The following is a 26,185-nucleotide window of genomic DNA, read 5'->3' as shown; positions in this document are numbered from 1 at the left end:
GGGGTCAGGGCCGAAAGTCCCGTCCGCGACGGCCCTGCGTCACCTGTCGCCGGTCGCAAAGAGACAGCCGCCCCCGTTCGAGACGGGGACGGCTGCCGGTTTCAGCTCATTGGTTCGGAGGTGGCGGAGGACTCGGGCGCACTGGGATGCGCTTGCCGCCCTGGGTCATGTAGAACTCCACGTCGTCCCAATTGCGATAGCCCAACCGGTACGCCCGCCGCAGCTCCCCCATCTCCCAGGCGGTCCCGAGATTGTTGGAGGGGTTTGCGACCATGCGCCAGTCTCCCGCGGGGATCTTGTCCGCCCGCCTCAGCAGGGCGGTCATGGCCTCGTCAGCGGTCTTGGCGAGAGTCGTCAACGCATCGTCCACGTAGATGCCGTCGAGACTTACGGCCAGGTGGATGTCGCTGTTTCGCACACTGCGGGTGACGGTGTCCATCCAGAGGGGACGTCCGTCGCCGTTCGGCGCAGGAAGCCCGAGTGCCCCTCTCTGGTTGAGGGTGAGCGCGCGGCCTTCCAGGAATTCGGCCAGTTCGTCGCCGTATCGGCCGACGCCGAGGACGAGCTTGTCGCCGCTCGTGACGATGTCGTCGGCGCAGTTGTTGTGCACGAGGACCGGGGTCGAGCCTGCGTACACGTAGTACGTGTGGTCGGTCTCGACCTCGAAGTTGTACACGTCCACCGGCCCCTCGGAGCCCGACACGGCCTGGACGGGCTCGGCCGCGCCGGACGGGTTCTGGAGCGCGTCGCCGGGACGGAGGTCCTCGGCGCGCGTCCAGCCCTTGCCCTGCACCCAGAAGGGGTGGCCGTCGGTCGCCGACAGTGTCCCGCCGGCCGTCGTGATCCGCACCAGCGAGTCGACCGTGCGGTGGAACAGGCGGGCGACCGTGCGCAAGGTGCGTTTGCCCGTCTCCGGATCGGCCGCCCACACGCGGTCGCCGACTTTTATGTCCTCGATCGCCCGTGGGCCGTGCTCGGTGTCCACCATCGTCCCGCCCGGGAAGCACTGACCCGCGGCCAGTGCCCGGCCGGTGTTCCGCTCAAGGCCGGAGATCACCGCGCCCGGGAGTCCGGAGCGCTGCAGCCGGAACAGGGCCTGGGCGATCGACGAACCACCCTTCAGGGCGGCGCGCACGCCCATCGCGTACTCGTACCCGACCTTGACCATCGGCGGGATGACGAAGTCGGCGAGGACCCAGCCGCAGTTGGCGGTCGATCCGCCCGTGCCGCTCAGCTTGCGCCAGCAGCCCACGTAGTCGCTGATCAGCGCCCGGGCGAGGCTTTCGATGATGGTACGGGTCAGCTGCCAGCCGTTGATGTGCGTCTTCTTGGTGTAGCGGGAGTCGAACGGCCCGCTGCCGAGATAGTCGAGCTCAAGGCTGGCCGTGCAGTCGGCGATCCCGCGACCGGCCTGCGGGCAGGATACCAGGTAGTAGTCCTGCTCCCCCCACATGTGGTACTCGAGGTCGATGTCACAGCCGATGTCGTCACCCGACCCGGTGCCCACGCAGTTGCTCTTGGGGTTGATCTCGTACCAGGGCTCGGTCACCGTGGTGATCAGCCCGGCCATGCCGGTCGGGCCCGACTCCGAGGCGCGGTCGGCCTCCCGGGCCCGGTCGGCCGCCTCCTCGGTGCGCCGGGCGGCCTCCTGGGCCTCCTCGGCGGCCTCGCGCGCGTGGGCCGCGGCGTTCTCGGCCGTGGTGGCGTCCTTCTCGGCCTGGGTGGCGACGTCGCGCGCGGTGGCGGCGTCCCCTTCCGCCGCGCTGGCGGCCTCGCGGGCCGAGGCGGCGTCCAGCTCTGCCTCGTCGGCGGAGTTGCGGGCGTCGGTGGCGTAGCCTTCCGCGGCGGTGGCGGCCGACTCTGCACGCGCGGCGTCCTCGGTGGCGCGCCGGTCGTACTCGACCGTGTTGGCCTCGGCCTGCACCGCTGCCTTGGCCGCAGCCGCCGCCTCGTCCGCCGAGGCGCGTGCCCGCGCCAGTGAGGCCACGGCCTTGGACGCGGACTCCGCCGCTTCCGCCGCGGCGACCGCGGCCGCCTTGGCGTCGGCGTCGGCCTTGTCCGCCAGCGCCTTGGCCTCCTTCGCGGCCTTGGCCGCCTGGGCCGCCTTGGCCTGGGCGACGGCGGCCTGCTGGGCGGCGAGCGTCTTGGACGCCTGCGCGGTCAGCACGGCCAGACCGGCCGAGGCGTCGGTCTCCTTGTACGGGGAGCCGAGCTCGATGGCGTCGTTGGCCGGCTTGACGACCTGGAGGGCCGAGTCCCGGGCGGCCAGCGCCGCCTGGGCGGTGGCGTAGGCGAACCCGGCGGTCTTCACCGCGCTCACGCGGGCGGCGTCGGCCTCCTTGCGGGCGACCGCAGCGTCGATCTTGGCCTGGACCGCCTTGGCCTTGGCGGTCTTCGCGTACTCCTCGGCCTCCTTGACGTTCATGGAGGCGGCCCACGAAGCGGCGATGGCGTCGGCCGCCGCGGCGTGGGCCTGCTTGACGGCTGCGTTGGTGATCGCCACGTCTCGCTGGGCCGAGTCGGAGGCGGACCTGGCACGGGCAGCGGAGCCCTCGGCGCGGGTGGCCGCCTCCCGGGCGGCGGACGCGGCCGCGGTGGCGTCGTCGGCGGCGGCGCGGGCGTTGGTCGCCGCGGTGGTCGCCCGGTCGGCCGCGGATCGCGCCTGCGTGGCCGCGGTCCTGGCCCCCTCGGCCGCGTCGGTGCCCTCGGCGGCGGCGGCGTACGCTTCAGCCGCGGAGGCCTTGGCCACGGCGGCGTCGCGCTGGCTCTCGGCCTGCAGAGCGTTGTTGCGTGCCGTGACCGCCTTGCTCTCGGCCTCCAGCGCCTCGTTCTTCTTGTTGGCCGCGGTCGTGCCCGCCGCCTGGGCGTCACTGAGCGCGCCGGCCGCGACCTGACGTTCGCCCTGGGCCCGCTGCTCGGCGGCGGCGGCTCTGTCCCGCTGCTGAGCGGCGATGTCCCGCTGTCGCCTGGCGTTGTCGCGCTCGGACTCGGCGATCTCCCGCTTGGCGCGGGCGTCATCGGCTGCCGTCTTCGCCGTCGCCTCGGCGGCTTCGGCCCTGGCCTGGGCGTCCTTGGCCTTGGCGGCGTTCTCCGCGGCCAGATCGGCCTGGCGGGCGGCGCCCTCGGCGGCGGCCTTGGCCTGCGCGGCGGCCTCCTGTGCGGCGATGCGCCGGAACTCCGCCTGCGAGGCGTGCGCCTGCGTCTCGGCCAGCGCCATCAGCGTCTTGCTGTCGGCGGCAGAAGCGCGGGTGGCGTTCGAAGCGGTCTCGGTCGCCTTGACCACAGCCAGCGCGGCGGCGGCCGAAGCGCGGGCGACCTGCACGGCCTGCTGGCCGTAGAGCAGGCCGCGGCCTCGGGGCAGCCCGGCGCCGTCCGCGATCGCGTACGCGGCCTGCTGCGCGGCCACGGCGTTGTCCGCGTGCCGCTGCGCCGACTGGGCGGCCCGCGCGGCCACGAAGACGCGGCCGAGCGCCATCGCCTGGGCCTTGACGATGTCGTTCTTGACCTTGGTGAACTCCGCCGCGTCCGGATAAGTGGGGGTGCCGGACGGCTGCTTGAGCCAGTACGCCTGCCAGTCCGCCAGCCGGACCCCGATGATCGACTGGCCGAGCGCCTCGCCCAGGGCCTGGGAGGCCACCTGGAGGTCGGCGGAGGCCTGGGCCTCCTCGGCCAGGATGGTGTCACGTTGGGCGCGCTGCCCGTCCACCTCCTGCTGCCACTCGATCGAGGCGGTGGTCAGCTCGGCGGTCAGGACGCCCTTCGGGTCCGGCGGGTTGTGGCTGGTGCAGGAGGCGTAGCGGGCCTTGAGGTTCTCCACCTCGACCCGGAACTCCATGCTGCCCGGATCGGGGGCGCTGGTCGGGAAGCCGCCGCGGGCCAGGAAAGCGCGTGCGTCGTCGGCGTACATGGGATGCAGGAAGGCCATGTCCTTCCACGCCTGCCATGCCGCGTTGTCGTCGCCGTTCTCCGGGTACCGCTCCTTGGCGATCGCGTTGACCGCGTCCACGGACTCCTTGGACGCGATCGGGGTCTGGTCGGCGTAGAAGTCGTCTTCTTTGGCCCAGTACTGGTTACTGCTCCAGGTGGACAAACCGACCTTGACGAACGGGTCGTCCTTCTGGTCGATCCACTGGAAGGCGGCGTCGGTGTAGCCCTTCGGGGGCGTGACGTTGAGCGACTCCTCCCAGACGTTGTTCCGGTTGTCGAGCTCGTCCAGCTTGGCCGACGCCCGGTCCTCGTCCTTGCCGTAGGCGGTGTGCAGCGGCGTCGGCGGGTCCGACCAGTAGTCGGGGGCGGCGTTGCGCAGCAGGACGTCGTCCGTGCCGCCCAGTCCTTCGCGGGCGACGGCCTTCAGGTCCTGGCCGCCCTTACGCTGTACGACGGTGAGCAGACATTGCGCCGCGCGGACGTCGGCGGCACGTGCCAGGTCGTACGGCGGCTCGTCGGCGTAGGCGGCCGTCGGGCCGAACCCCGGTACGGGCGTGAGCTGCGCTCCCGAAGCGACGACGGCGGCGGAGGCGAAGGCCGCGGTGGTGGCTCGCAACCGGCCTAAGAGAGGGCGCCGGGCACGGCGCGGTGAAGATGCTTTGGTGCGCATGGTCAGCTTTCAGCCGAGATAATGTGGGAGACGATCAGAAGAAGGCGTTGAAGGCGTTCCAGCCCGCGTTGCCGATCTTCTCCTTGGCGGCGAACGGCGCCGAGGCGACGCCGGTGCCCTTGAACAGCCACAGCGCGCCGGCAGAGTCGCGAGCGATCAGATCGGGCTTGCCGTCCCCGTTGTTGTCGCCGGTCGAGACCAGGGCGGTATAGGCGTCCCAGCCGGTGCCCGCGCTGACGCGGGTGCCCAGAATCTGGTTGGCGGTGGTGCTGCCCGTCCCCGGATAGATGTACAGGGTTCCGGCGGTGGTCCTGGCCAGCAGGTCGTTCTTGCCGTCGCCGGTGTAGTCGCCGTACCCGGCCAGGGCGTTCATGGAATTCCAGCCGGCCGTGCCGGCCTGCACGCGGGCGGCCAGGCCGCCGTCGGAGCGCCCCGGGTAGAGCCAGAGGGCGCCGGAGGTGTCCCGCGCGATGATCTCGGGCGAGGCGCTGCTGCCCATGTCGCCCGGGGTCATGATCAGGTTGTAGGCGTCCATGTTAGAGGCGACCGGCATGGTCGAGGTGCCGCGCTCGGCGGTGTAGTAGAGCTCGCCGCCCAGGCGGAAGAACAGGTCGTTGCGGGTACCGCCCTCCGAGGTGGTGGCGCGCACGAGCGCGGTCGCCTCGGCGAAGCCGCCGCCGAGGTCGACCGGCGACTGCAGGCCGCCGCCGCTCTTGGGCTCATAGGCCAGCAGATGCCCGTCGGAGCTCCTGCGTACGAACAGGGGCAGCACGGGCGTGCCCGCCGCGGCGGCGGACGCGGCCGGCGCGGCGAGCAGCGAGCCCAGCACGGTGAGCAGGACCAGCGCTGCCAGGGCTCTGGTACGGGATAACGCCCGCTGTACGGGGTTGGACATACGACGTGACCTCGCATGGGGAAAATCTTCCAGGATGGACCCAACCCTGGCGCGGAGCGGTACCGGTTCACTTCCGGTGTGCTTCCGGCGGGCCGCGTACTCGGAAGACTCCAGGTCGGACGTCGAGGCGGCACAGCCTTGATGGTGCGGCGGCCGAACTCGCGCCCCGTGAGGTCGTACGGCGGCAGGCAGAGCCCTTCGGCCCTTGTGTTACGGACCTACGGCCCTGCAGCGGATCGCGTTGGCGGAGTCGGATGGAGGTGTGACAGAGGAGGGCAAGATGATCATCGTAGGTGTGGACGGGTCCGTGGCCTCACGGGCTGCGGTGGAGTGGGCGGCCGACGACGCGCTCCGCATGAAGGAGCCGCTGCGGATCGTGCACGTCGTGGACCGCTCGCCGTACCAGGTGGGCAGATATTCCGACATCGCGCTGCCCGACGTGCTGCAGCGCGAAGGACAGAGAGTGCTGCGCGAGGCCGAGGCGCTCGTCCACGAGCGCCAGCCCTCCATCGAGGTCGCCACGCAGGAGGCCGAGGGCGCGCCGGCCGTGGTCCTGCGCGAGCAGGCCAAGGACGCCACGGAGATCGTGGTCGGCAGCCGCGGACTGGGCGGGTTCGCCGGTGCGCTGCTCGGCTCGGTCAGCACGCACGTGGCCGGGCACGCCCACTGCCCGGTCGTGGTGGTGCGCGGCGAGCATCGCCCCGTGCGGGGGGGAGGTCGTGGTGGGCGTGGACGACTCGCCGGAGTGCGAGCCCGCGCTCGCCTACGCCTTCCAGCAGGCGAAGCTGCGCGGGTCCGCCCTGCGGGTCCTGCACGCGTGGCAGCTGCCGGTGCACGCCTTCGCCCCTGAGATCACGTACGACATGGACGAGATCCGCCGGGCCCAGCACCAGGTCGTCCGCGACCGGCTGGCGGTCTTCGCCGCGGACCATCCCCAGGTGACGATCGTCGAGGACGTGCAGTCCGCGCATCCGGTGGACGCACTGGCCGACGCATCCGAACGTGCGGACCTGCTGGTGGTGGGCTCGCACGGGCGCGGCGCCCTGGGCTCGATGCTGCTCGGCTCGGTCAGCCGGGGCGTGCTGCACCACGCGCACTGCCCGGTGGCGGTGGTCCGCGCGTAGGGGCCGAAAGTCCCGGAACAGCGGGACGTACGGCTCTGCGGGAGATGCCGGGAACCGCGGCGGCAGCCCCACCACCGGCTTCCTCAAGGGCACCGGCGAGAACGCGCTCGGCGGCTTCTTCAGCTCGCTGGCCGGGCAGCCGTGGGTGGACTGGCTCTTCATGGCCGGCCTGCTCGGCGTCGGCCTGGCGCTCGTCCTGGGCGTCGGCACCCGGATCGCCGCCGTCACCGGCAGCCTCATGCTGGTCCTCATGTGGGCGGCCGAACTGCCCCTGGACACCAACCCCTTCATGGACGACCACATCATCTACTCGATCGTCCTCATCGGCCTCGCGCTCGCCAACGCAGGAGCCACCCTCGGGCCAGGCAACCTCCCCATCGTCCAGCGCAACCCCTACCTCAAATAGTGCGGGCCACCCACACCGCCCACCCTGGCTGCCGTGCTGTATACGGTGCGCCAGGTGGCGGGAGGCATGTCGGCCTGGCGTCGGAAGAACGTGGTGAAGTTGCCGACGTCCCTGAATCCGAGGCGCCGGGCGCAGCTGCTGACCGGCAGGTCGGTGTGGGCGAGCAGTCTTTTGGCCTCCAGCAGGATGCGCTGGTCGAGGAAGGTTTTGGCGCCTGTGCCAGTGGCCGCACGAGTGGCACGGGTGAGTGTGCGCACGTCATAGCCCAGTGCCTGCGCGTAGTCGGCCACGTGGTGCCAGTCGGTGAAGTGCTCTTCGAGAGTGGCCCGATAGGCGTCAAACACCTCCATGTGCCGGTTGCCGGATCTGGTCGCGCCGGTTGAGGCCGGCGCGTCGGGGAGTGCGCGCAGGATCAGTGCCGCCAGCAGATGGGAGAGCAGGGCGGGAGATGCCAGGCGTGGTGTTCGTACGGCTGTGTCGTGTTCGCGGCTGAGATGTTCGGCTGCGAGCAGGGCCAGGGACAGCCGCTGCCGGTCCACGTGCCAGCACGCCGGTGTGGTGGCCTCCGACGCTGTGAAGCCGGGAAGGAAGCCGGGCCGGAAGAGGACCAGCGGGCCGTCGCAGGCGTCGACGTCGCTCCAGCGGTGCACCATGCCCGGCCTGATCCACACGGCGCTGCCTTCCTCCAGCCGGTAGTCGCGGAAGTCTGCCTCGTGGGCGCCGGTTCCTGAGCTGATCAGAGCGAACACGTGGAAGTCGGGGCGTTGCGACTGTACGCGACGGCGGTGGACGTCCATCGAACGCAGCGCGGCGAAACTGAGCATCTCCACCCCGTACGCCGATCCGACGGCAGGCAGATAGTGCAGTTGCCGCACCGAGCTGTGTCCGTTTTTCACAATGACTGTGCTCCTTTCCGCCAAGGCGGGGACGCCCCACTCGCATACTGTCGCAGCCGGCCCGGCAAGCAGGTCAGGCTACCCGGTTCAGAGCTGTGGCAGGACGGCGGGCGCCGCTTTCCGCAGCCAACAGGAAAGGCGAGATGATGACGGAAACGACAACGACGCTTCCTGTGGCGGGCGGGTCACTCGACGTGCGGGCAGGGGGCCACAACGGACCGGCGTTGGTGTTCGTCCATTACTGGGGCGGCTCCGCCGACACCTGGAACGGTGTGATCGGCCACCTGCCGCCTGGGCAGGCTACGGTCCGCTTCGACCAGCGCGGCTGGGGCGCCTCGCAGGCGTTGCCCGGGCCCTATCACCTGGACCAGCTCGCCGACGATCTCGCCCGGGTGGTCGAGACGAGCGTGTCGGGGCCGTTCGTCCTCGTCGGCCACTCGATGGGCGGAAAGGTGAGCCAGCTCGTCGCGGCCCGCCGACCGGCCAGACTGGCGGGCCTGGTGCTCGTCGCCCCCGCGCCGCCGCAGCCGCCCGCCACGGTCACCGAGGAGTACCGGAAGGGCCTGTCACATGCTTACGACTCCGCCGAGACGGTGCAGCACGCCCTCGACCATGTCCTGACCGCCGCACCGCTGCCCAAGACCGTGCGGGACACCGCGGTACGCGACAGCCTCGCCGCCGGAGCCGAGGCCCGGCACGAGTGGCCCCTGCGCGGAATAGCGCAGGACATCACACGCGCCGCGCGGGACATCGAGGTCCCGGTGACGGTGTTGGCAGCGGAGAACGACGTGGTGGAGCCGCCACGCGTGTTGCGCGACCATCTCCTGCCCTACGTCCCGCAGGCGACCCTGACGACCATCCCTGACGCCGGCCACCTGCTGCCTGCGGAAGTCCCCGGCGCCGTCGCGACCGCCCTCGGAGACTTCCTCACGGCCATTCAGCGCTGACCGCTCGTAGTCACCCAAGACGACTCTCACGTGGTACGTCACTCCCGCGCCACCCGGCGGAGGCGCGGACGCGCAGCTCACCCTCGTCGTCACCGGCAACGGCATCGGCCTGGGTGAGGCGCGCGAGTCCCGTCAGTCCCGCCGGTCGGCACGCAGACGCGCGGCCAGCGCGGCCGCCTGGGTGCGGCGCTGCATGTTGAGCTTGGCCAGCAGGTTGGAGACGTAGTTCTTGACCGTCTTCTCCGCCAGGAACATCCGCTCGCCGATCTGCCGGTTGGTCAGCCCCTCGCCGATCAGGTCGAGAATGTGCTTTTCCTGCTCCGACAGCGTGGCGAGCGGGTCCTTTCTGGCCGCCTGGTCGCGCAGGCGCTGCAGCATGGCGGCGGTGGTCTGCGGGTCGAGCAGCGACTGCCCGGAGGCGACCGTGCGCACCGCGCCCACCAGGTCGGAGCCGTGGATCTGCTTGAGCACGTAACCCGACGCGCCCGCCATCACCGCGTCGAACAGCGCGTCGTCGTCCGCGAACGAGGTCAGCATCAGGCACGCCAGCCCCGGCATCCGGGAGCGCACCTCCCGGCACACGTCAACGCCGCTGCCGTCCGGCAGGCGCACGTCCAGGATCGCCACGTCGGGCCGCAACGCGGGGAGACGGGCGATGGCCGACTCCGCGGTGCCCGCCTCGCCGATCACCTCGATGTCGTCCTCGGACTCCAGTAAGGCGGCCACGCCCCGCCGCACGACCTCGTGATCGTCGAGGAGAAACACACGAATCATGCCCTTGACGCTAACTCCTCGCGCCGCGCGCCCCCAGGGTCCAAAGTCCCTAAGATCCAGTCGTTCTAGGCCGGGGCCGCGACGGGAACCAGCATGAATCCGGTGACGATCTCAGGCTGGATGCGGATCACCTGGTCCATCTCGCCTTCCACCCACGGCCGTAGCATGGCCTTGTACCAGGCAGCCTCCCGCGAGTCGGTCACGGGCCGCGCCATTCCGGTGACGATCACACTCCAGCCCAGGCGCTGGTGACCGTCCAGCTCGTCGGCTTCGAAAGCCACCACGGCCTCCGCCGGCTGCACGTGGGTGCTGAGGATCGTGCCGGGAGTGGAGCGGATGACGATCTGCCCGTCGACGACGAGGTGGTTCACCGGCCGAACCGCGGGAAGCGCGTGACGGGTGAAGACGATCCTGCCGAACGGCACGCCGGCCAGCAGGCGCAGCGCCTCGACCTCGGGAAGCTCCTGGAGATGCCGTGCACTCATCTCGTCCGGCCACTCGTCGTACTGGTACATCACCCTGACAGCCTGCCGCTCGCGCCGCGCCGGAAACAGGGACCAAAGTCCTTTATTTCCACACCAAGGTCCCCGTGCCTACGGCGAGAGAATCCGACAGGATCTGCGAGGAGGGCGGTCACATGCTGGAGATGGCCCTGACCGGGGGAGGAGCGTCATGACGTGGTGGTCGGTGGTGCGGTTCCTGCACGTGCTCGGGGCCGCGCTGTGGGTCGGCGGGCAGCTCACGGTGTCGCTGGTGATGCTGCCTCTCGCCCGTCGCCTGCTGGACGAGCGGCGGCGCGGGCAGGTCCTGACCGCCGTCGGCCGCCGCTTCGGCCTGCTCACCGTCGCGGCGTTCCTGCCCGTGCAGGTCGCCACCGGCGTGGCCATCGCCTGGCACAAAGGCGTCACCTGGGCCTCGCTGGCCGAGCCCGGCTACGGGCGGATCCTGGCCGCCAAACTGCTGCTGTTCTGCGCCGTCATGGCCGCGGCGGGAGCGCACGGCTGGGCCTCGGGAGCGGGCCGTCCCAGGCTGGCGCGGGCCATGGCGGTGGCCTCGCTGGTGGGTTCGCTCGGTGTGGTGCTGCTGGCCACCGCGCTGCCCGTCACCTGAACGCGTCTGTGTGTCCCCGCTGCTCCAGGTCGCCGCGTACCTGGAGCTGGCCGTGCGGTGCTGGACTTCGCGGATGCCGCGCGGCCGCCGGCTACGTCCGCGCAGGCACCGCGTACAGGACGGCGACGAGTGACTCGCCCTCGAATCCGATGCGCACGCTGTCCGGATCCTGACGGACGGCGGCGGGAGTAGCGGCTTCCGGCACCGCAGACGGGGGCACCGGCATCGGGTGGAACCCGGCCTCACGCAGCCGGGCGAGCCAGGTGGCGGTCGGCTCGTGACGTTCGTAGCGCTCCTTGTCGTCGGCTGTGCCGACGATGTCGGCCACCTCGCGGCGGAAGAACAGCTTCATCGCGTTGCGGTCGGCGGCCGCCACCTCCAGCGCGTCTATCAGCCGGAAGACGGCGTGGAAGTGCTCCCACGAGTTGTGGAACCGCTCAGGGAGCGCCACCCGATGATGGTCGGAGTCCGGCTCGCACAGCACCACGACATCCGGCTCGGCCGCGCGTAATCTCTCGAAGAACGAGTTCCGCTCGTCCACGCCGGACGGACTGTCCCGGAGGTGGTGCAGCGCGAACGCGGCGTTCATGACCAGCGGACGTGGCGCACGGCGCACCAGGTCCCAGTCCTCGTCGGTCATGTGTTCGGCGAGTCGGGGCACCCCGTGGAAGTCCAGCGTGACACCGGTGTCGCGGATGGCCTGTTCGGCCTGGCGGAGGCTGGCCGCCGCAGGGTCCACCCCGATGACCCTCAGCCGTCCGGGTGCCTGACCGCGGTCCGTGAGCGTCCGCAGCACCGCCGCCTCCTGGCCGCCTGAACCGATCCCCACCGACAGCATCGTGGCCTCGTCCTGACCGGCGAGGTGTCCGGCGAGGAGCGCGCCGCCAATGCGACCTGCCAGATTCACGATCGGCAGGTGCGCGGCCACCAGGTCGAACAGCTGGATCTGCGGACGCTCGAAACTGCGGAGATAGAGATTGTCCCGCTCGTCTTGGCACGTTCCATGCCGGGCGGCCAGAGCGTCGTGATAGAGCAGATAGAGGAAGTCGTCGCCGCCTGCTTTCTCGGGGTTGATCACACTGCGGAGCTTTTCCAGCCAGCGCCCCGCCGTGTCGGCGCGGCCCGCGTCCGTCTCCTCCACGGCACGGCACAGCAGGTCGAATGCATGGGAGCTCATGTTCAAGCCCTTCCTTTGACGTCGGTAATGATCGAGGATGCCGCGGTGCCCTTGTAATCAACTTGGGATGCGCTGGGAATGGACGAGGACGCGCCCGCGCGACGACGTCGGTGTGGCTGCCGGGCACCGGTCTCGCCCTCCAGGCCCGTCAGGGGGCCCACGTGTCGAGCTCGCGGGCGAGAGCGCGCAGCGCGATCGTGTACGCCTGCTTGGTGTTGGCCTTGTCGACCATGGTCAGGAATTGCTCCACGTGCCGGGGACGTGTGGCAGGTCGGCCCTGCCTGCGGCGCTTGAACGTCCAGCAACGCCGCACCAAATCGGCATGCCGGCGCAACAACGTGCCCGGCGTTACGAACAGCCGCAGGCGACCGGGTGCAGGCAGTGGCCGCGCCAACGCAACGCCATGAACGACGATGATGCCGAGCGCACGCTCGAGTGCCAAACGTCAACGTCGCGGCCGACCGGGAATATGAACTGACCCACCCACTGGTGAAGATCTGCGAATTACGCCATCCGACAAGCTGCGTGACGGTTTATCTCGACCGCGAGCGCAACCTCCGCCAGGCGATCAGAGTGAAGATCCATCCGGAAACCCCCGTCGAGACGCTCGAGGCGATCGAGGTCATTCAAGGGCTGAGCATCAACCCTGACTTGTTCCCCCATGACAACATGCGTCGTTTTCCGAAGAGACTGAACGGAGGCAAAAAGAAGATTCATTTCGCTCGTTCAGTCGTATGCGCCGATATCACCGCCTTCGATCGCCTGCTGCAGACGCTTGCGACGGAGTGATCCGATTCTTAGGCCGGGACTCAGCATATCGTCCAAGCGGAAGAGTCGGTTCCGATCGAAACTCGGACACCCGTCACACGCGGAGAACGGTGACCTGGCGGCCGGACGGCGTGGTCGCCTGGTCGAAGCCGCCTCGTTCCTTCCAGGGTGGGGCTTGGGGGCGGCGGTCGAAGATGACCAGGACGCCGGTGGGCAGGGTGAGGCGGTCGAGGTATTGGTCGAGCTGAGCGAGGCCTTCGGGTTGGGGGTCGTCGGTGCCGGGTCGCCAGACCTTGAGTTCCATGGCTTCGCGTTGGATGAGTCGTTGGCCGTCGGGACCGTGGTAGGGCCAGCGAGCGAGCACGTCGAGGCGTTTGGTGCCGGCGGCGTATTCGCGGTCGAGGTGGCCGCCGCCGTTGACGAGGCGGTGCAGGAAGGCCATGAGGATGATCTGGCAGGCGGCTTCGTGGTAGCCCTCCTGCTGGATGAGGACTTCGCCGTGCTCGCGCCAGAAGATCACGAACTCTTGCAGCAGGTGGGGCAGGTCGAAACGGCCGTCGGGGAGCACGAAGCTGTGCGGGTCGGCGCGTATGAATCGTTCGGTGCGGTCGCCCAGGACCCGGAGCAGGACCTCCCGGTAGATGGGGTTGGCGATTTCCAGGTCTCTGGTGCCCCGGATGAGGCCGAGGTCGTGGACGTAGGAGGCGGCGTGGTCGAAGGCGACGTCCGTGCCCGGGGACGTGCCGGCCACGATGGGTTCGATCACTCTTTTGACGCGGGGGTCGTGCAGCCGGGCCGCCAGGGAGTCCAGGTGGGTGGCGCGGGCCCGGATCAGCCGCTCTTTTGCGTCCTCCACCTGTCCGTCACTGATTGTCCCGGTCACTCCCATCTCGGTGATGATCTCATCGGCGAGGGCGTTGACCAGCCAGGGTTGTCCCTGGGTCAGCTCGAAGACACGGTCGAGGGCGTCCTTGGTGAACTCCTGGCCGGTCGCCTGCGTGTGCTGGTCGTAGAGTTCGGCGATCTGATCGGTGGTGAAGTCGCCCAGGCGTAGCGATTTGCGGATGATGTTGAACGGGCTGGCCGCGTTGTACCGGTCGGGTTCGCCGCCGGAGGCGGCCTTGTAGTCGCGCAGGTCGCGCATCCCGCACAGCACCACGGACGCGGGGAACGGATAGCCTTTCGATCGCTTGTTGTGGCCGTCGCGCAGCTGGCTCAGGATGCTGACCAGGCTGTCGCCCTGCAGGGCGTCGATCTCGTCAAGGAACAGCACGACCCGGCGCGGGCAGCGCTGGCACCACTCCCGCAGTGCCGCACCGAACCGGCTGCCCGGCGTCACCTGCGGCCAGGAACCCGGCGGCAGCAGCTTCTTCGACCAGCCCGACAAATCGGCGGCCTCGCGGAGGGAATCCAGCAGAAGCGACTCGGCGGCGCCGTAGTGGTCGCCGGCCGCCTTGGCGCGCTCGCAGGAGAACATCAGGGCGGCGGTGTCGCCCTCGGCGGTCAGTTCGGAGGCCAGGGCGTCCAGGATGGTGGTTTTCCCGGTTTGCCGGGGCGCGTGCAGCACGAAGTAGCGGTCCATCTCGATCAGTGCCCGCGCTTCGGGAAGCCGTGGTGTGGGGGGCAGCATGTAGTGGCGCTGCGGGTCGCAGGGACCGGTGGTGTTGAAGAACTTTACTGGGGGTGCTGCCATGGTCACATTCTGCCACCATTTTGAGCTGGGGATCCGAAGATTCTCATGCGGGCCTCGGTCAGCGCCTCGTCGGTGAAAGGTCCCTGCTGTTCCCGGCGCAGCAGGTCGGCGCACAGGGGCGAGTGGTGCAGCAGGAACTCTCGGTAGATCGGGTTGGCGATCTCCGGTGCTCCGCTTCCCCGGATGAGATCCAGATTGCGAACGTAGGAGACCTCATCGTGGAGGTAAGCGTCCGTGCCCGGCAGTATTCCCTCCATAACCGCCCGGATGACGCGTTCCACCCGGGGCTCGTACAGTCGTGTCATGAGGGCGTCCAGGTGAATGGGGCGCTTCCGGATCAGTCGTTCCTTGGCCTCGTCGACCTGTGCGGTGGTGATGGCGCCGCTTACCCCCATCTCCGAAGTGATCTCGTGGGCGAGGGCGTTGACCAGCCAGGGTTGTCCCTTGGTCAGCTCGAAGGCCCGGTGCACGGCGTCCTTGGTGAACTCCTGGCCGGTCTCCTGCGTGTGCTGGTCGTACAGCTCGGCGATCTGGTCGGTGGTGAAGTCGCCCAGACGCAGTGAGTCAGCGAGGATGTTGAATGAGCTGGCGGGGCTGAGCCGTGCCGGGTCGCCGCCGGAGGCGACTTTGTAGTCGCGCAGGTCACGCAACCCGCACAGCACCACCGAGGCGGGGAACGGAAACCCCTTGTGCCGTGCGTTGTAGCCGTGGCGGAGCTGGCTGAGGATGCTGATCAGGCTGGTGCCCTGCAGGGCGTCGAAGTCGTCGAGGAACAGCACGACCCGGCGCGGGCAGCGGCGGCACCACTCGCTCAGCGCCTTCCCGAACCGGGTGCCTGCCTGCCCCTCAGGCCCGGAGTCCGGTGGCAGCAGTTCGTCGAGCCAGCCCGACAGGTCGGCGGCCTCGCGGAGGGAGTCCAGCAGAATCGCTTCCGTGGCGGCGATGTCGTCGCTGAAGATCTTGGCGCGCTCGCAGGAGAATGACAGGGCGGCGGTGTCGCCCTCGGCGATCAGTTCGGAGGCCAGGGCGTCCAGGATGGTCGTCTTGCCGGTCTGCCGGGGTGCGTGCAGCACGAAGTAGCGATCTCTTTCGATGAGTTTGCGCACCTGCGGGAGCTGCGGCGTGGGCGGCAGCAGGTAGTGGCGCCTCGGGTCGCAGGGTCCGGTGGTATTGAAATGCTTTGCTGGGAGCGTTCGTATGGTCACAGTCTGCCATCTCCTCGCTTTCTGTATCTGGGAAAGCTCTCTCGGACGTCGGCGACGCGTTCATGAAGCCGGGCGTTCCTCGCAGACAAACCAGACGATCTTGCCGTCCGGTGCCGGATCGACGCCCCATCGCTCGGAGTAGGCCGTGACGATCGCCAGTCCGCGTCCGTGCTCCTCGTTCGGTCCCGCCGGCAGCGGGGTCGGCCAGACGGGGCTGTGGTCGGCCACCTCGCCCCGGACGCTTCGGCCCTGCCGGTGCAGGGAGAGGGTCATCGCGGACTTCGCGTGCACGACCGCGTTGGTCACGACCTCGGAAACCACCACGGCCATGTCGTCGGCCAGGCCGGACAGGTTCCACGTTGCGAGGGCTTCGCGTACGAGCCGGCGCGCGACGCTCGCCGTCTCGGGGGCGGCGGGCAGGTCCCAGCAGGCCTCTCCGCCATCTTGTACGAGGGGTGAGGCATGCCTGTTCACCGTGCCCGTCCCTCCAGCAGTGCTGTCCAGAGCTTGTCCGCCTCTGCTCTTCTCAGCCAGGGGCTCTCGCTGACATGGGTGCCCGCCGACGAGCGCACGGTGCGGCGGATGAAGGCCAGGCCCGCCGCCTCGCACAGCTCGTATGACGTAGGGGTGCAGGCGCAGGTGTGGCTTCTGACCCTGATGGAGGCGGCTCTGGCTACGGACGAAGACCACCTGATCCTGGTGTGACCGTCCTCGAGTGGCTCGGGATGTGCGCTGTGAAAATCCTCGACGCTCATGCCGACCGCCCCTCGTATGCATCTCGCGCCCAGCCGCAGCCCTCGCAGACGGCTATTCTCGTCGCCGGGATTTTCGTGAGACCAGCCATATGCGGCGCTTTCGGGACTGCCGTTTCTGTGTCGTCATGGTGAAGGTGCCTTCTCATGCGTTCACCTCCGCGACGATGATGGCGGCGGCATTGTCGGCGTGGGCAACCACCCATGTGTCGCGCCACCACAGCCGCGCCCACCAGGGGCGCAAGGTGAACACCCAACCGCAGTAACGGCGAATGGCGGTGATGTGGACTTCGGCGCCGTCCATGGTGAGCATCTCCAGGACCGGCAGGTCGGCCACGGGCACGAGCAGCGAGACGCAGTGGCCCAAGACGTGCAGGTCCCAGCCCAGGCGGGCGAGGTGGTCGAATCTCTCGCGCTCTTCGCGTGCTGCCATGCTCCTGCCTTCCGGCTGGTTTCCCGGCGGTACGCCCGGAGCGATGAATAGCGCTGACGGGGTTATTCGTGTCCGGCCGAGGAATGTTGTGGGCAGTTTTCTGTGTCTGCCGTCGAAGAAGGTGTGCGTTCAGCGTGCCTTCTCGATGCCGGTGCGAACAATCAATTGGCCAGGCCAAGACAGCATGACTGATGACAGCGGTTGGTCAGGTGTGGTTTAAAGGTGTTATCGGCCGGCAGAGGTTTCCGTTTTTCTCTAATATGAGAGGAAATGCCATGGACGTTGTGCCGTCTCTCAACCCGGACTCTCCTCGCGTGCGCTTCGGCGCGGAGATGCGGCGGCTGCGGGAGGCCGCCGAGTTGTCCCAGGCGGCGGTGGCGGCCCGGCTCGGCTGCACGCAGACGCAGGTGAGCCGCCTGGAGAAGGCGACCCGTACGCCGTCCCGGTCGGACGCCGAGCGGCTGGACCTGCTCTTCGGCACGTCCGGCGGCGTCTCCTTCGCCCAGCTCCACGAACGCATAGTCAGTCAGCCGGGCAACCCGCCCTGGTTCAGGAACTGGACTGAGGAGATCGAGCCCACCCTGCTTGTCCTGCGATCATGGGACCCTCTGCTCGTCCCCGGCCTTCTCCAGACCGAGGCATACGCCCGCCATATCTTCAGCCACGGGCCGCGGATCAAGCCCGACGAGGTAGACGAACGTGTCGAAGCTCGCATGCGGCGGCAACGCATCCTCGATCGGGCGGACCCACCCCTGTTGCTGATGCTTGTCGATGAGGGTGTGCTGCACCGTAGGATCGGCGGAGCCGAAGTGATGTACGAGCAACTGGGCCATCTGCTGGAGATGACTCAGAGGCCCGATGTTTTCTTGCAGGTCGTCGATCCGGAATGCGTAGCTGGGCTGGCCGGTGCCTTTATGATCGCTGAGCTTCCCAACGGGCAACCTGACGTTGTCAGTTCGGACTCACCGGCACAGGCATATATCACTACGGAGCGTGATACCGTGGCCTCGATTTGGCATCGCTATGAGGCGCTCAGGATGTGGGCATATCCTGAGCGGATATCCCTCCAGAAAATCGAGGAAGCGAGGCGCAGATGGACCTGAGTGACGCCGTGTGGCGGAAGTCATCGCGCTCTTCTGACAACGGCGGCCAGTGCGTGGAGGTTGCGATAAACCTGCCCGGGATGATCGCTGTTCGTGACAGCAAGGACCCGGATGGGCCCAAGCTGCTGTTCACTCGCGATGAGTGGAAGGCGTTCATCGGCGGCGTAATGGATGGCGAATTCGATATTCTGGCCTAGCTCTCTTGATTGCCCTTCATATCGCCTCTCGCCGAATGACAGGGACCTCGTCCCATTGAAACGGCTCGCCGCCGAGGTGGACTACCAGGGCGCCAACTCCGGCATGCTCAGGGCGCGCGCGACCTCCCCCACAGGAGCATGGGCGGGGTTCCGTATCTCGTGCGGGACCGACTACTGCTCCATCAGGTCTCTCGCCAACAACAAATTGGTGTCTGCCGAGGTGGATTACGCGGGCTCCGGTTCTGCGCCGTGGTGCACCACACCTCCCAGGACACGGAGCGATCCATAGACCACGAATCCGCCGCGAGCGGTGCACCCTCGACGGCGAACTCCTGAGGCGTGGCAGTGCTTCGATCACGAAGACTCCTCATCGACTCAACTTCGATCACCTTTGATCGGTACTATGAGTCCAGCGAGGAGGATTATGACGAACACAGCTACCGGCCCGGCGGTCAGAACGGCAGGGCCGCTGCTCACCGCCTGGGGCGCCGCGGCGTCACCGGCAGGCCTGGCCGGCCTGTTGGTGTCGCCCGACTCGGCGCTGCCGGTGCCCGTCGCCGGGGCGGACGTCTGGGAGGGCGCCGCCGCTCGCCTCGCCGCCGTCCGCGAGCAGGCGGAGGCGGAGCGGGACACGCCGTGGCCGCGACCGTCGGCGTCGCGGTACGCGCGGTTCTTCCGCGACGGGAACCGCACGGAGTACGAGAGCCAGGTGCGAGAGCGCCAGGCCCGGCTCACCCGGGCGGTGCTCATGGCGGCGGTGAGCGGCCAGGGTGCGTGGCAGGACGGGTGGCAGGGCGCGTCGCAGGACACGTGGCTGGACGAGGCCGCCGACGGCATCGTCCTGCTGTGCGAGCAGAGCTCGTGGTGCTGGCCCGCGCACGAGGAGACCTGCCGGCCCCGTGGGACGGTGCTGCCCGACGTGACCTCTCCCTGCCTCGACCTGGGCGCCGCCGACGTGGCCGCACAGCTGGCCTGGGCGGATCACGTTCTGGGCGCGCGGCTGGACAGGCGCTTCCCCGGACTGCGGGAACGCGTGCGCCAGGAGACGCGCGTGCGGGTGCTCGACCCGTTCGTCCAGCGAGACGACTGGCATTGGCTGGGCCTCGACGGGGACGTGCACAACTGGTGCCCGTGGATCTGCGGCAACGTGCTCGTCGCCGCGCTGCGCCTTACGGAGCCGGGCGACCTGCGGGCTCTCCAGGTCTCCCTGGCGGTGGCGGGCATCGATCGCTATCTCGCGGCGCTGCCGGACGACGGTTCCGTCGACGAGGGCTACGAGTACTGGTGGAACGGGGCGTGCCGCGCGCTCGAGGCGCTCGACGTCCTGGAGCACGCGACCTCGGGGGCACTGGACGCCGCGGTGGTCCCGGTGGTGCGCGAGACGGTCCGTTTCCCGCACCGCATGCATCTGGGCGGGCCCTGGTACCTCAACCTCGCCGACTCGCGGGCCCGCCCTCCCGGTGACCTGCCGTGGCATGTGCCGTACCGGTGGGCCAGGAGGCTCGGTGAGCACGACGCGGCACGGCATGCGGCCTCCCAGCGCCCGGCCACCGTTCCAGAAGAGCTCGGGCGGGCGCTGCGGCAGCTCATCGACGCCGGAGGGCAGGACACCGCTCCGCCCCTGGTCGCCGGGGTCTGGCTGCCGGGGACACAGATCGGCCTCGCCAGGACGACCGGTGGGACGGCGCACGGACTCACGCTCGCGGTCAAGGGCGGGCACAACGGGGAGCACCACAACCACAACGACGTGGGCTCCGTCGTCGTCGCGCTGGACGGTGTGCCCGTGCTCGCCGACCCGGGCAGGCCGACGTACACGGCGCAGACCTTCGGTCCCGAGCGCTACTCGATCTGGACGATGCAGAGCGGCTGGCACAACGTTCCCGAGGTGCGCGGCACGCCGCAGGAGCCGGGCGAGCGGTACGCGGCCAGGCACGTCGAGGCGGTGGACGGGCCCGACCGTTTCGAGGTGCGGCTGGATCTGGCGGCCGCGTACCCGGTGCCCGAGCTGGAACGGTGGTGGCGCACGGCCGCCCTCGACCGGGCCGGGGCACGCGTGACGATCGAGGACGCCTGGAGCTTCACCGGCGACGGCGGTGCGAGTGTCCTGCACTTCGTGCTGGCCGGGCAGGTCGAGCAGCCGGCTCCCGGGCGGGTCGTGGTCCGGCCGCCGGCCGGTGCACGGGCCGCGGTCGTCAGCTGGGATCCTGGCGGCGCGACAGCCGCGCTGACCGTCCGTAGTCTGGATGATCCCATGCTGACGGAGGTGTGGGGCGAGCGCCTGACCCGGCTGGAGCTGCGGCTGCCCGGCACGGCGCGCGGAGCGTTCGAAGTGCGGGTGGAGGTGGGGAAATGACGGTGCCAGACTCGCCGGGCCAGCTGCCGGACGAGCGCCGCGCCCAGATGGTGGAGCTGCTCCGCCGCCGCGGCGTCGTCCGCGTCCACGAGCTGGCGGCCGAGCTGGACGTCTCGGCCATCACCATCCGCCGCGACATCGCGTTGCTGTCCTCCCAGGGCGTCATCCGCCGGGTCCGCGGTGGCGCCGCGCTGCACGGCCGGCCGCTCGCCCCGACCCTCACCGGCGTCGAGACGGAGGCGCGGGCAGGGGAGGAGCCGCCGCCCCAGCCGGCGTCCGCGGAGGAACGGCAGGTCACGATCGGGATGGTCGTCCCGTCGCTGACCTACTACTACCCCGACGTGATCAAGGGCGTCCGTGAGGCCGCGGCGGAGTACGGCGCGCGCATCGTGCTGCGCGGCGGCGGCTACCAGGCCGCCGACGAGCGCCGCCAGCTCTCCCGGATGCTCGAGACCGCGGGAGTGGACGGGCTGCTGGTCACGCCGACCACCACGGGCGAGGAGGGAGAGGCGCTGGTGCGCTGGCTGCAGGACGCCGACGTGCCCGTGGTTCTCATCGAGCGGGCGGCCACCGTGGGCCCCTACCACGAGGCGATGGAGTCGGTGGTCAGCGACCACGCCTTCGGAGCGGCCATGGCCGTGCGGCATCTCGTCGCGCTCGGCCACCAGCGCGTCGGGCTGATCACCACCCAGCAGAGCCCGACGGCCCCGCACGTGCGGCGCGGCTGGCGGCAGGCGTGCGAGGAGCTCGCCCTCCGGCTCGACGGCACCCCGGACATGAGCACGGTCGACCAGCTCCATCCCGACTGGCCGGCCACGCTCGATCGCGTTCTCGACGAGTGTCTCGCCTCGGGGACGACGGCGCTGCTCGTCCACTCCGACCCGGAGGCGATCAGTCTGGTCGAACGCTGCCAGGAACGCGGCCTCCGGGTGCCCCGCGACCTCGCCGTGGTGGCCTACGACGACGAGGTGGCCGAGCTGTGTGACCCGCCGCTGACCGCGGTCCGCCCGCCCAAGACGGCCATCGGGCAGGCGGCCTTCGCCCTGCTCGCGGCGCGTCTGGCGGACGAGGATCCGCAGCGCCCCGCCCACCGCGTCGTCATCGAGCCGCGCCTGATCGTCCGGGCGTCCTCGTCGAGCCGCGCCTGATCGGTCCGGGCGTGCTGATCAGGCCCGGCCGACCACGCTCGACGGGGTGATCAGGCCCGGCTGATCGCGCCGAGGTCGTCCTCCGTCCCGTCCGGCCAGGTCACGCGGGCGGCCGCCGCGCCGTGCCAGGAGACGGAGGGCGGGCTGCCCGGTTCCTGCCCGCCGAGGTGAACCGCCACCTCGTACCAGGTGTCCGGCTGGGCGGGCGCGCTGGTCGCGCACCACGGGACGAGCGTCCACGGGCCCAGCGGCGAGGAGTCCGCGGCGGAGGTCACGCCGGACAGGTTCAGCCCCGCTCCGGCGACGACGCTCGAGTACGCGGTGCCGTTCGAGATGCTCGGATCCTCGCCGCGGGCGGGTTCCGCGGCCGACACAGGCCAGCCGCCGATGCGCAGCGCGCCGGGGGCGGGGCGCGATCCGGCATCACCACCTGGCGAGCTCGGCAGCCGCACCAAGCGCAGCTCCCAGGCGCCCCGAACGACCGAGACCACCTCGATCCACGGCCCCAGACGCACCGTCCCCGGCAGGCCGTAACCGTGGTCCTGGCCATCCGTCTCGACGTCCACCCAGTGGGCCTGCCAGCGCGAGGCCCCCACCAGCGTCCCGGACGGAAGGCGGTCGAGCCGCAACGTCTCGAACCCTGTCCGGTGGCTCGGCCGTCCGTCCGCGTCGAGGATCGTCACCGACTGGTCCAGCGGCTCGGCTGCGTGCTCCCCGGCCAGCACGGGAGAGGTCGCGGTCGAGTATCCCAGCCGCGCGTACAGCGGTGAGTCGGTACGGTTCGTCCCTGGAGTGGAATGGTCGGTGCCGTGGTTGACCACGCGCACGACGCCGTCGGCGCGGGTGCCGCTGACCAGCCAGCCCGGCGCGGGCACCGTGAGATGGAAGTCGCCCGTCTCGACCGGCAGCGGCTCCTCGACGGCCGTCCACACCGGGTGGTCGGCAGGCAGGGAGAGCCCGAAGAAGCCCTTGGCCGCCCAGTACGGCGAGCCGGGCCCCGAATACGACTGAGCGATCGGCCGCCAGGCCCCGTGCCACCCGAGCGTCAGGACGCCGTCCTCGTCCGGAGCCCCGTGCTCGGTGAAATGGCGGACGATTCCCGAGGCGGCGCGGCGCAGGAGCCCCGGGCCCGGTGTCGCCGTGCCCGAGCGCGCGCCCACCCAGAACTGCGTGGCGGCGGCGAACCGGTAGGTGAGGCTGCGCCCCTGGATCAGGGGCGACCCATCGGCGGCGACGAGGTGCACCGCGTCGTTCAGGTAGCGTTCGAGTCGCTCCAGGTACACCGGCCGCCGTGAGTCCGCCGCCGGGTCGCCCGCGGCCATCTCGCTCCACATCAGCGGGTAGAACTGCAACGCCCACCCCGAGTAGTGGTCATAGGAGCGCTCCGCGCCGTCGGCGTACCAGCCGTTCTGGCGGGCGAAGCCGTCGAGGAGCCTGAGCCCGTCCTCGATGTCCTTGCGCTCGTAGGGGCCGTCGACCGAGGCGAGGAACTGCTCGACGACGATCTGGAACCAGATCCAGTTGATCGGCGGATAGTCGGAGCCGACCGCGGGCGCGAGATAGTCGACGACCCGCTCCCGCACACCGGCGTCGAGCCGGTCCCACAGCCACGGCCTCGTCAGGTGGAGCACCAGGGCGATGGACGCGGCCTCGACCTTGGCCTGGCCGTGCTCGTCCAGCCGTACCCAGCGCTCCGGCGAGCGGGGGTCTGTCCCGGCGGCGAGCCCCTCGGCGTACCACTCCATCAGTCCCAGCGGATCGCGCCCGCCCTCGCCCGCCACCCTGAATCCGGCGGCCAGGAACGTGCGCGCGAAGCCCTCCAGCCCGTCGACGTCGGGCCCGTACCCGCCCGGCGGGCCGGGGAACGAGATGCGCGCGTGCGTTTCCGAGGCGTAACGCCGCGCCGACAGCAGCAGGTGATCGGCGAGGGCGGCCCAGTGGTCCCGCGTCCATCCCGTGTACGGAGACAACCGCAGGTCGTCGAACTCCCTGAGCGAGCGCATCAGCCCTCCTGATCGGAAATGTGTGCCCCGGAGTCAACGCGAACGCTTCCTCCCACGTCAAGGGCGCTTGGCGACCACCGTACATTATCGATCAATATCGATCAGATTACGTGATCATCTAGCGGTAACAGAGTATTGACGTGATTGGAATGATCAGACATGATCGGCGGCACTGGTAAGCGCTTGCCGCCGAAAGGACCCAGGTGAGAGACGTACGACCGCAGGCCCTGCTGGTCATGGATCCCTCGAAGTTCGCCGTGCAGTTCCAGGAACCGCAGCTGCGCCGGTTGCAGGATCTCGTCGAGCTCGCCGACCCCGTCGTGACCGGCGACCTGGACGCGGCGCACGTGCGGCGGCGGCTGCGCGAGGTGGAGGTGCTGGTGACCTCGTGGGGCTGCCCCCCGCTGACGGCCGAGCGGCTCGCCGACGCGCCTCGGCTGCGGGCGATCTTCCACTGCGCCGGCACGGTGCGCACGTTCGTCACCGACGAGGTCTGGCGCCGGGACATCCTCGTCACCAACGCCGCCGACGAGAACGCGATCCCGGTGGCCGAGTTCACCCTCGCCGCGATCATCTTCGCGGGCAAGAAGGCGCCGTTCCTCGCCCAGGACGCGCGCCGCCACCGCGACGACTGGTCCTACCTGGCACACCGCGGGGAGCTGACGAACCGCGGACGCACGATCGGCGTCGTCGGCTTCTCCCGCACGGGGCGCCGGGTCGTCGAACGGCTGCGCAGCCTGGAGGCGGACGTCCTGATCGCCGACCCCTACGCCGATCCGGCCGAGGTGAGCGCGGCGGGCGGCCGCCTGGTCGGGCTGGACGAGCTGCTGCGGCGCTGCGACATCCTCACGCTGCACGTCCCGGCGCTGCCGTCCACCCGTCACCTCATCGGGGCACGGGAACTCGCCCTGCTGCGGGACGGGGCGACCGTCATCAACACCGCGCGCGGTGCCGTGCTGGACACCGCCGCCCTGGAACGCGAGTGCGCCATGGGACGGCTCGACGCGATCCTCGACGTCACCGAGCCGGAGCCGCTGCCGGCCACCTCGCCCCTGTACGACCTGCCCAACGTCATGATCACCCCCCACGTCGCCGGCTCTCTGGGATCGGAGACCCGGCGGATGAGTGAGAGCGCGCTCGACGAGCTCGAACGCTACCTGTCGGGCGAGCCGCCCCGCGCGGCCGTGACCGCCGCCGACTTCTTGGTAAGCGCCTGAGCCCTGAGACCGGCTCAATGGAAAGGAGACCGGATCAATGATCCTTTCGCACGCGTCGGGAAGAGCCCGAGAGCGCCGTCATCTGATCAGGAGCATCGCCGTCGCGGCCGCGCTCACCCTCGCGGCCACCGCCTGCGGCTCCGGCGGCCAGGCGGGCGGCAGCGGGGACGGAGGCAGCACGCTGACCGTCGCCGTCTGGAACATGGCCAAGACCCCCGAGTTCAAGGCGCTGTTCGACGCCTTCCAGGCGGCGAACCCCGGCGTCAAGATCCAGCCGGTGGACATCCTCGCCGACGACTACGCCGACAAGGTCACCACCATGCTCGCCGGCGGTGACTCGACCGACGTGATCACGATGAAGAACGTCACGGACTACTCGCGTTACTCCAGCCGTGGCCAGCTCACCGACATCACCGACCTGGTGAAGTCGGGCGACACCTCGAAGCTGGCCGGGCTCGACGCCTACAACGTCAAGAACGCGTACTTCGCGCTGCCGTACCGGCAGGACTTCTGGCTCCTCTATTACAACAAGGCGTACTTCGACAAGGCGGGCGTCAAGATGCCCGAGAACCTCACCTGGGACGAGTACGCCAAGCTCGCCCAGCAGCTCACCAAGGAGGAGGGCGGCAAGAAGGTCTACGGCACCTACCACCACACCTGGCGGTCGGTGGTGCAGGCCATCTCGGCGGCGCAGACCGGCGGCGACCAGCTGGGCGGCGACTACGGCTTCTTTACCGACCAGTACAACCTGGCGCTCGGGCTGCAGAAGGCCGGCGCCACCCTCGACTTCGGCACCGCCACCGCTCAGAAGTCGGACTACAAGACGATGTTCGAGACGGGGGCGACGGCCATGCTGCCCATGGGCACCTGGTACATCGCCTCGATCCTGGCGCAGAAGGAGAAGGGCGCCACCGACGTCGACTGGGCGCTGGCCCCGATGCCGCAGCGGCCCGACGGCACAGGTGTGACGACGTTCGGCTCGCCGACCGCCTTCGCCGTCAACAAGCGCGCCAAGAACGCCGACCTCGCCAAGAAGTTCGTGCAGTTCGCCGCGGGCAAGGCGGGCGCCGACGCGATCGCCAAGATCGGCGTGGTGCCCGCGCTGCAGAGCCCGGAGATCACCAGCGCCTACTTCGGGATCAAGGGCATGCCGACGGACGAGCTGTCGAAGAAGGCGTTCCAGCCGGACAAGGTCGTCCTGGAGATGCCGGTCAGCGAGCACACCTCCGACGTCGACACGATCCTCAAGGAGGAGCACGAGCTGATCATGGTCGGCGACAAGACGGTGGCCGACGGCATCAAGTCGATGAACGAGCGCGTCAAGAACGAAGTCCTGAACTAGGGAACAGCGGCGGCGGCGGAGACCCCCGGGGCCGCCGCCTCCCTG

23 protein-coding genes and 1 pseudogene are annotated in these 26,185 nt (G+C 69.7%); 13 read left to right on the top strand and 11 right to left on the bottom strand.

Annotation, left to right across the window (positions count from 1 at the left end; all coding sequences use genetic code 11):
• Nucleotides 1-106 precede the first annotated feature (106 nt).
• Nucleotides 107-4,543, bottom strand: coding sequence for a polymorphic toxin-type HINT domain-containing protein (locus tag ABD830_RS17450; protein WP_344988287.1), 4,437 nt, complete (start codon nucleotides 4,541-4,543; stop codon nucleotides 107-109).
• A gap of 88 nt (nucleotides 4,544-4,631) precedes the next feature.
• On the bottom strand, nucleotides 4,632-5,492 hold the full coding sequence (locus ABD830_RS17445) for an FG-GAP repeat domain-containing protein (RefSeq protein ID WP_344988286.1): 861 nt from the start codon (nucleotides 5,490-5,492) through the stop codon (nucleotides 4,632-4,634).
• A 280-nt stretch (nucleotides 5,493-5,772) separates the two neighbouring features.
• On the opposite strand from ABD830_RS17445, the pseudogene ABD830_RS17440 reads away from it, so the two are divergent.
• From ABD830_RS17440 to ABD830_RS17430, 3 genes and pseudogenes are all read left to right on the top strand, one after another.
• A pseudogene (locus tag ABD830_RS17440) lies at nucleotides 5,773-6,120 on the top strand (universal stress protein); the annotation flags it as partial.
• Nucleotides 6,113-6,616 carry a universal stress protein gene (locus ABD830_RS17435; protein ID WP_344988285.1) on the top strand — a complete coding sequence of 168 codons (504 nt, stop codon included), beginning with the start codon at nucleotides 6,113-6,115 and terminating at the stop codon, nucleotides 6,614-6,616. The pseudogene ABD830_RS17440 and the gene ABD830_RS17435, both read left to right, overlap by 8 nt.
• 145 nt (nucleotides 6,617-6,761) lie before the next feature.
• Nucleotides 6,762-7,022 (top strand): hypothetical protein, encoded by a 261-nt coding sequence (locus ABD830_RS17430; protein WP_425567092.1) that lies wholly within the window; start codon nucleotides 6,762-6,764, stop codon nucleotides 7,020-7,022.
• Here the strand turns inward: ABD830_RS17430 and ABD830_RS17425 are convergent.
• Complete coding sequence (locus tag ABD830_RS17425) at nucleotides 7,010-7,918, bottom strand: helix-turn-helix domain-containing protein (protein WP_344988283.1); 909 nt, start codon at nucleotides 7,916-7,918, stop codon at nucleotides 7,010-7,012. The genes ABD830_RS17430 and ABD830_RS17425 overlap by 13 nt on opposite strands.
• Before the next feature lie 146 nt (nucleotides 7,919-8,064).
• On the opposite strand from ABD830_RS17425, the gene ABD830_RS17420 reads away from it, so the two are divergent.
• Nucleotides 8,065-8,865: an alpha/beta fold hydrolase gene (locus tag ABD830_RS17420; protein WP_344988281.1), complete on the top strand. Its 801-nt coding sequence runs from the start codon at nucleotides 8,065-8,067 to the stop codon at nucleotides 8,863-8,865.
• 132 nt (nucleotides 8,866-8,997) lie between these two features.
• On the opposite strand, the gene ABD830_RS17415 is transcribed toward ABD830_RS17420, so the two are convergent.
• Together ABD830_RS17415 and ABD830_RS17410 are read right to left on the bottom strand one after the other, a co-directional pair.
• Nucleotides 8,998-9,639, bottom strand: coding sequence for a response regulator transcription factor (locus tag ABD830_RS17415; protein ID WP_344988279.1), 642 nt, complete (start codon nucleotides 9,637-9,639; stop codon nucleotides 8,998-9,000).
• A 65-nt stretch (nucleotides 9,640-9,704) separates the two neighbouring features.
• Nucleotides 9,705-10,154, bottom strand: coding sequence for a pyridoxamine 5'-phosphate oxidase family protein (locus tag ABD830_RS17410; protein WP_344988718.1), 450 nt, complete (start codon nucleotides 10,152-10,154; stop codon nucleotides 9,705-9,707).
• A 157-nt stretch (nucleotides 10,155-10,311) separates the two neighbouring features.
• On the opposite strand from ABD830_RS17410, the gene ABD830_RS17405 reads away from it, so the two are divergent.
• Nucleotides 10,312-10,749 carry a hypothetical protein gene (locus ABD830_RS17405; RefSeq protein WP_344988277.1) on the top strand — a complete coding sequence of 146 codons (438 nt, stop codon included), beginning with the start codon at nucleotides 10,312-10,314 and terminating at the stop codon, nucleotides 10,747-10,749.
• A gap of 91 nt (nucleotides 10,750-10,840) precedes the next feature.
• On the opposite strand, the gene ABD830_RS17400 is transcribed toward ABD830_RS17405, so the two are convergent.
• A complete protein-coding gene (locus ABD830_RS17400; protein ID WP_344988275.1) occupies nucleotides 10,841-11,926 on the bottom strand; it encodes a GRAS family protein in 1,086 nt (361 codons plus the stop codon).
• A 435-nt stretch (nucleotides 11,927-12,361) separates the two neighbouring features.
• Between ABD830_RS17400 and ABD830_RS17395 the strand changes: the two genes are divergently transcribed.
• The gene (locus ABD830_RS17395; protein WP_344988273.1) at nucleotides 12,362-12,715 is read left to right on the top strand and encodes a hypothetical protein; all 354 of its coding nucleotides are present in this window, start codon (nucleotides 12,362-12,364) and stop codon (nucleotides 12,713-12,715) included.
• A 73-nt stretch (nucleotides 12,716-12,788) separates the two neighbouring features.
• On the opposite strand, the gene ABD830_RS17390 is transcribed toward ABD830_RS17395, so the two are convergent.
• From ABD830_RS17390 to ABD830_RS17380, 3 genes are read right to left on the bottom strand one after another with little or no spacing between them, the layout of a single operon-like run.
• Nucleotides 12,789-14,387, bottom strand: coding sequence for an ATP-binding protein (locus ABD830_RS17390; protein WP_344988271.1), 1,599 nt, complete (start codon nucleotides 14,385-14,387; stop codon nucleotides 12,789-12,791).
• Nucleotides 14,388-14,389: 2 nt separating this feature from the next.
• Nucleotides 14,390-15,592: an ATP-binding protein gene (locus tag ABD830_RS17385; protein WP_344988269.1), complete on the bottom strand. Its 1,203-nt coding sequence runs from the start codon at nucleotides 15,590-15,592 to the stop codon at nucleotides 14,390-14,392.
• 60 nt (nucleotides 15,593-15,652) lie between these two features.
• Nucleotides 15,653-16,066, bottom strand: a complete 414-nt coding sequence (locus ABD830_RS17380) for an ATP-binding protein (RefSeq protein WP_344988268.1) — start codon at nucleotides 16,064-16,066, stop codon at nucleotides 15,653-15,655.
• A gap of 33 nt (nucleotides 16,067-16,099) precedes the next feature.
• Here ABD830_RS17380 and ABD830_RS17375 point away from each other — a divergent pair, with 33 nt between their 5' ends.
• Nucleotides 16,100-16,297 (top strand): hypothetical protein, encoded by a 198-nt coding sequence (locus tag ABD830_RS17375; RefSeq protein WP_344988267.1) that lies wholly within the window; start codon nucleotides 16,100-16,102, stop codon nucleotides 16,295-16,297.
• Nucleotides 16,298-16,489: 192 nt separating this feature from the next.
• On the opposite strand, the gene ABD830_RS17370 is transcribed toward ABD830_RS17375, so the two are convergent.
• A complete protein-coding gene (locus ABD830_RS17370) occupies nucleotides 16,490-16,777 on the bottom strand; it encodes a hypothetical protein (RefSeq protein ID WP_344988265.1) in 288 nt (95 codons plus the stop codon).
• A 275-nt stretch (nucleotides 16,778-17,052) separates the two neighbouring features.
• On the opposite strand from ABD830_RS17370, the gene ABD830_RS17365 reads away from it, so the two are divergent.
• The 4 genes from ABD830_RS17365 (at nucleotide 17,053) to ABD830_RS17350 (ending at nucleotide 21,578) form a co-directional block, all read left to right on the top strand.
• Nucleotides 17,053-17,880 (top strand): helix-turn-helix domain-containing protein, encoded by an 828-nt coding sequence (locus ABD830_RS17365; RefSeq protein ID WP_344988263.1) that lies wholly within the window; start codon nucleotides 17,053-17,055, stop codon nucleotides 17,878-17,880.
• Complete coding sequence (locus tag ABD830_RS17360; RefSeq protein ID WP_344988261.1) at nucleotides 17,871-18,077, top strand: DUF397 domain-containing protein; 207 nt, start codon at nucleotides 17,871-17,873, stop codon at nucleotides 18,075-18,077. The genes ABD830_RS17365 and ABD830_RS17360 overlap by 10 nt, the downstream gene beginning before the upstream one ends.
• Nucleotides 18,078-18,501: 424 nt before the next feature.
• On the top strand, nucleotides 18,502-20,430 hold the full coding sequence (locus ABD830_RS17355; protein WP_344988259.1) for a heparinase II/III domain-containing protein: 1,929 nt from the start codon (nucleotides 18,502-18,504) through the stop codon (nucleotides 20,428-20,430).
• The gene (locus tag ABD830_RS17350; protein ID WP_344988257.1) at nucleotides 20,427-21,578 is read left to right on the top strand and encodes a substrate-binding domain-containing protein; all 1,152 of its coding nucleotides are present in this window, start codon (nucleotides 20,427-20,429) and stop codon (nucleotides 21,576-21,578) included. The genes ABD830_RS17355 and ABD830_RS17350 overlap by 4 nt, the downstream gene beginning before the upstream one ends.
• Before the next feature lie 50 nt (nucleotides 21,579-21,628).
• On the opposite strand, the gene ABD830_RS17345 is transcribed toward ABD830_RS17350, so the two are convergent.
• Nucleotides 21,629-23,581 (bottom strand): DUF2264 domain-containing protein, encoded by a 1,953-nt coding sequence (locus tag ABD830_RS17345; protein WP_344988255.1) that lies wholly within the window; start codon nucleotides 23,579-23,581, stop codon nucleotides 21,629-21,631.
• 203 nt (nucleotides 23,582-23,784) lie between these two features.
• On the opposite strand from ABD830_RS17345, the gene ABD830_RS17340 reads away from it, so the two are divergent.
• Together ABD830_RS17340 and ABD830_RS17335 are read left to right on the top strand one after the other, a co-directional pair.
• On the top strand, nucleotides 23,785-24,798 hold the full coding sequence (locus ABD830_RS17340) for a hydroxyacid dehydrogenase (RefSeq protein WP_344988253.1): 1,014 nt from the start codon (nucleotides 23,785-23,787) through the stop codon (nucleotides 24,796-24,798).
• Between the two features lie 37 nt (nucleotides 24,799-24,835).
• Nucleotides 24,836-26,140, top strand: coding sequence for an ABC transporter substrate-binding protein (locus tag ABD830_RS17335; RefSeq protein WP_344988252.1), 1,305 nt, complete (start codon nucleotides 24,836-24,838; stop codon nucleotides 26,138-26,140).
• Nucleotides 26,141-26,185: the final 45 nt, after the last annotated feature.

This window comes from Nonomuraea helvata (assembly GCF_039535785.1).
Classification (GTDB): domain Bacteria; phylum Actinomycetota; class Actinomycetes; order Streptosporangiales; family Streptosporangiaceae; genus Nonomuraea; species Nonomuraea helvata.
Note: the sequence above shows the minus strand (reverse complement) of the source record. Positions and strands in the feature narration are given on the sequence as shown.

Bases quoted from the DNA above. Each gene is read 5' to 3' on its own strand.
- ABD830_RS17390 (WP_344988271.1), bottom strand. From the start codon at position 14,387: ATGGCAGCACCCCCAGTAAAGTTCTTCAACACCACCGGTCCCTGCGAC.
- ABD830_RS17410 (WP_344988718.1), bottom strand. From the start codon at position 10,154: ATGTACCAGTACGACGAGTGGCCGGACGAGATGAGTGCACGGCATCTC.
- ABD830_RS17370 (WP_344988265.1), bottom strand. From the start codon at position 16,777: ATGGCAGCACGCGAAGAGCGCGAGAGATTCGACCACCTCGCCCGCCTG.
- ABD830_RS17420 (WP_344988281.1), top strand. From the start codon at position 8,065: ATGACGGAAACGACAACGACGCTTCCTGTGGCGGGCGGGTCACTCGAC.
- ABD830_RS17360 (WP_344988261.1), top strand. From the start codon at position 17,871: ATGGACCTGAGTGACGCCGTGTGGCGGAAGTCATCGCGCTCTTCTGAC.
- ABD830_RS17400 (WP_344988275.1), bottom strand. From the start codon at position 11,926: ATGAGCTCCCATGCATTCGACCTGCTGTGCCGTGCCGTGGAGGAGACG.
- ABD830_RS17415 (WP_344988279.1), bottom strand. From the start codon at position 9,639: ATGATTCGTGTGTTTCTCCTCGACGATCACGAGGTCGTGCGGCGGGGC.
- ABD830_RS17350 (WP_344988257.1), top strand. From the start codon at position 20,427: ATGACGGTGCCAGACTCGCCGGGCCAGCTGCCGGACGAGCGCCGCGCC.
- ABD830_RS17365 (WP_344988263.1), top strand. From the start codon at position 17,053: ATGGACGTTGTGCCGTCTCTCAACCCGGACTCTCCTCGCGTGCGCTTC.
- ABD830_RS17345 (WP_344988255.1), bottom strand. From the start codon at position 23,581: ATGCGCTCGCTCAGGGAGTTCGACGACCTGCGGTTGTCTCCGTACACG.
- ABD830_RS17355 (WP_344988259.1), top strand. From the start codon at position 18,502: ATGACGAACACAGCTACCGGCCCGGCGGTCAGAACGGCAGGGCCGCTG.
- ABD830_RS17335 (WP_344988252.1), top strand. From the start codon at position 24,836: ATGATCCTTTCGCACGCGTCGGGAAGAGCCCGAGAGCGCCGTCATCTG.
- ABD830_RS17405 (WP_344988277.1), top strand. From the start codon at position 10,312: ATGACGTGGTGGTCGGTGGTGCGGTTCCTGCACGTGCTCGGGGCCGCG.
- ABD830_RS17445 (WP_344988286.1), bottom strand. From the start codon at position 5,492: ATGTCCAACCCCGTACAGCGGGCGTTATCCCGTACCAGAGCCCTGGCA.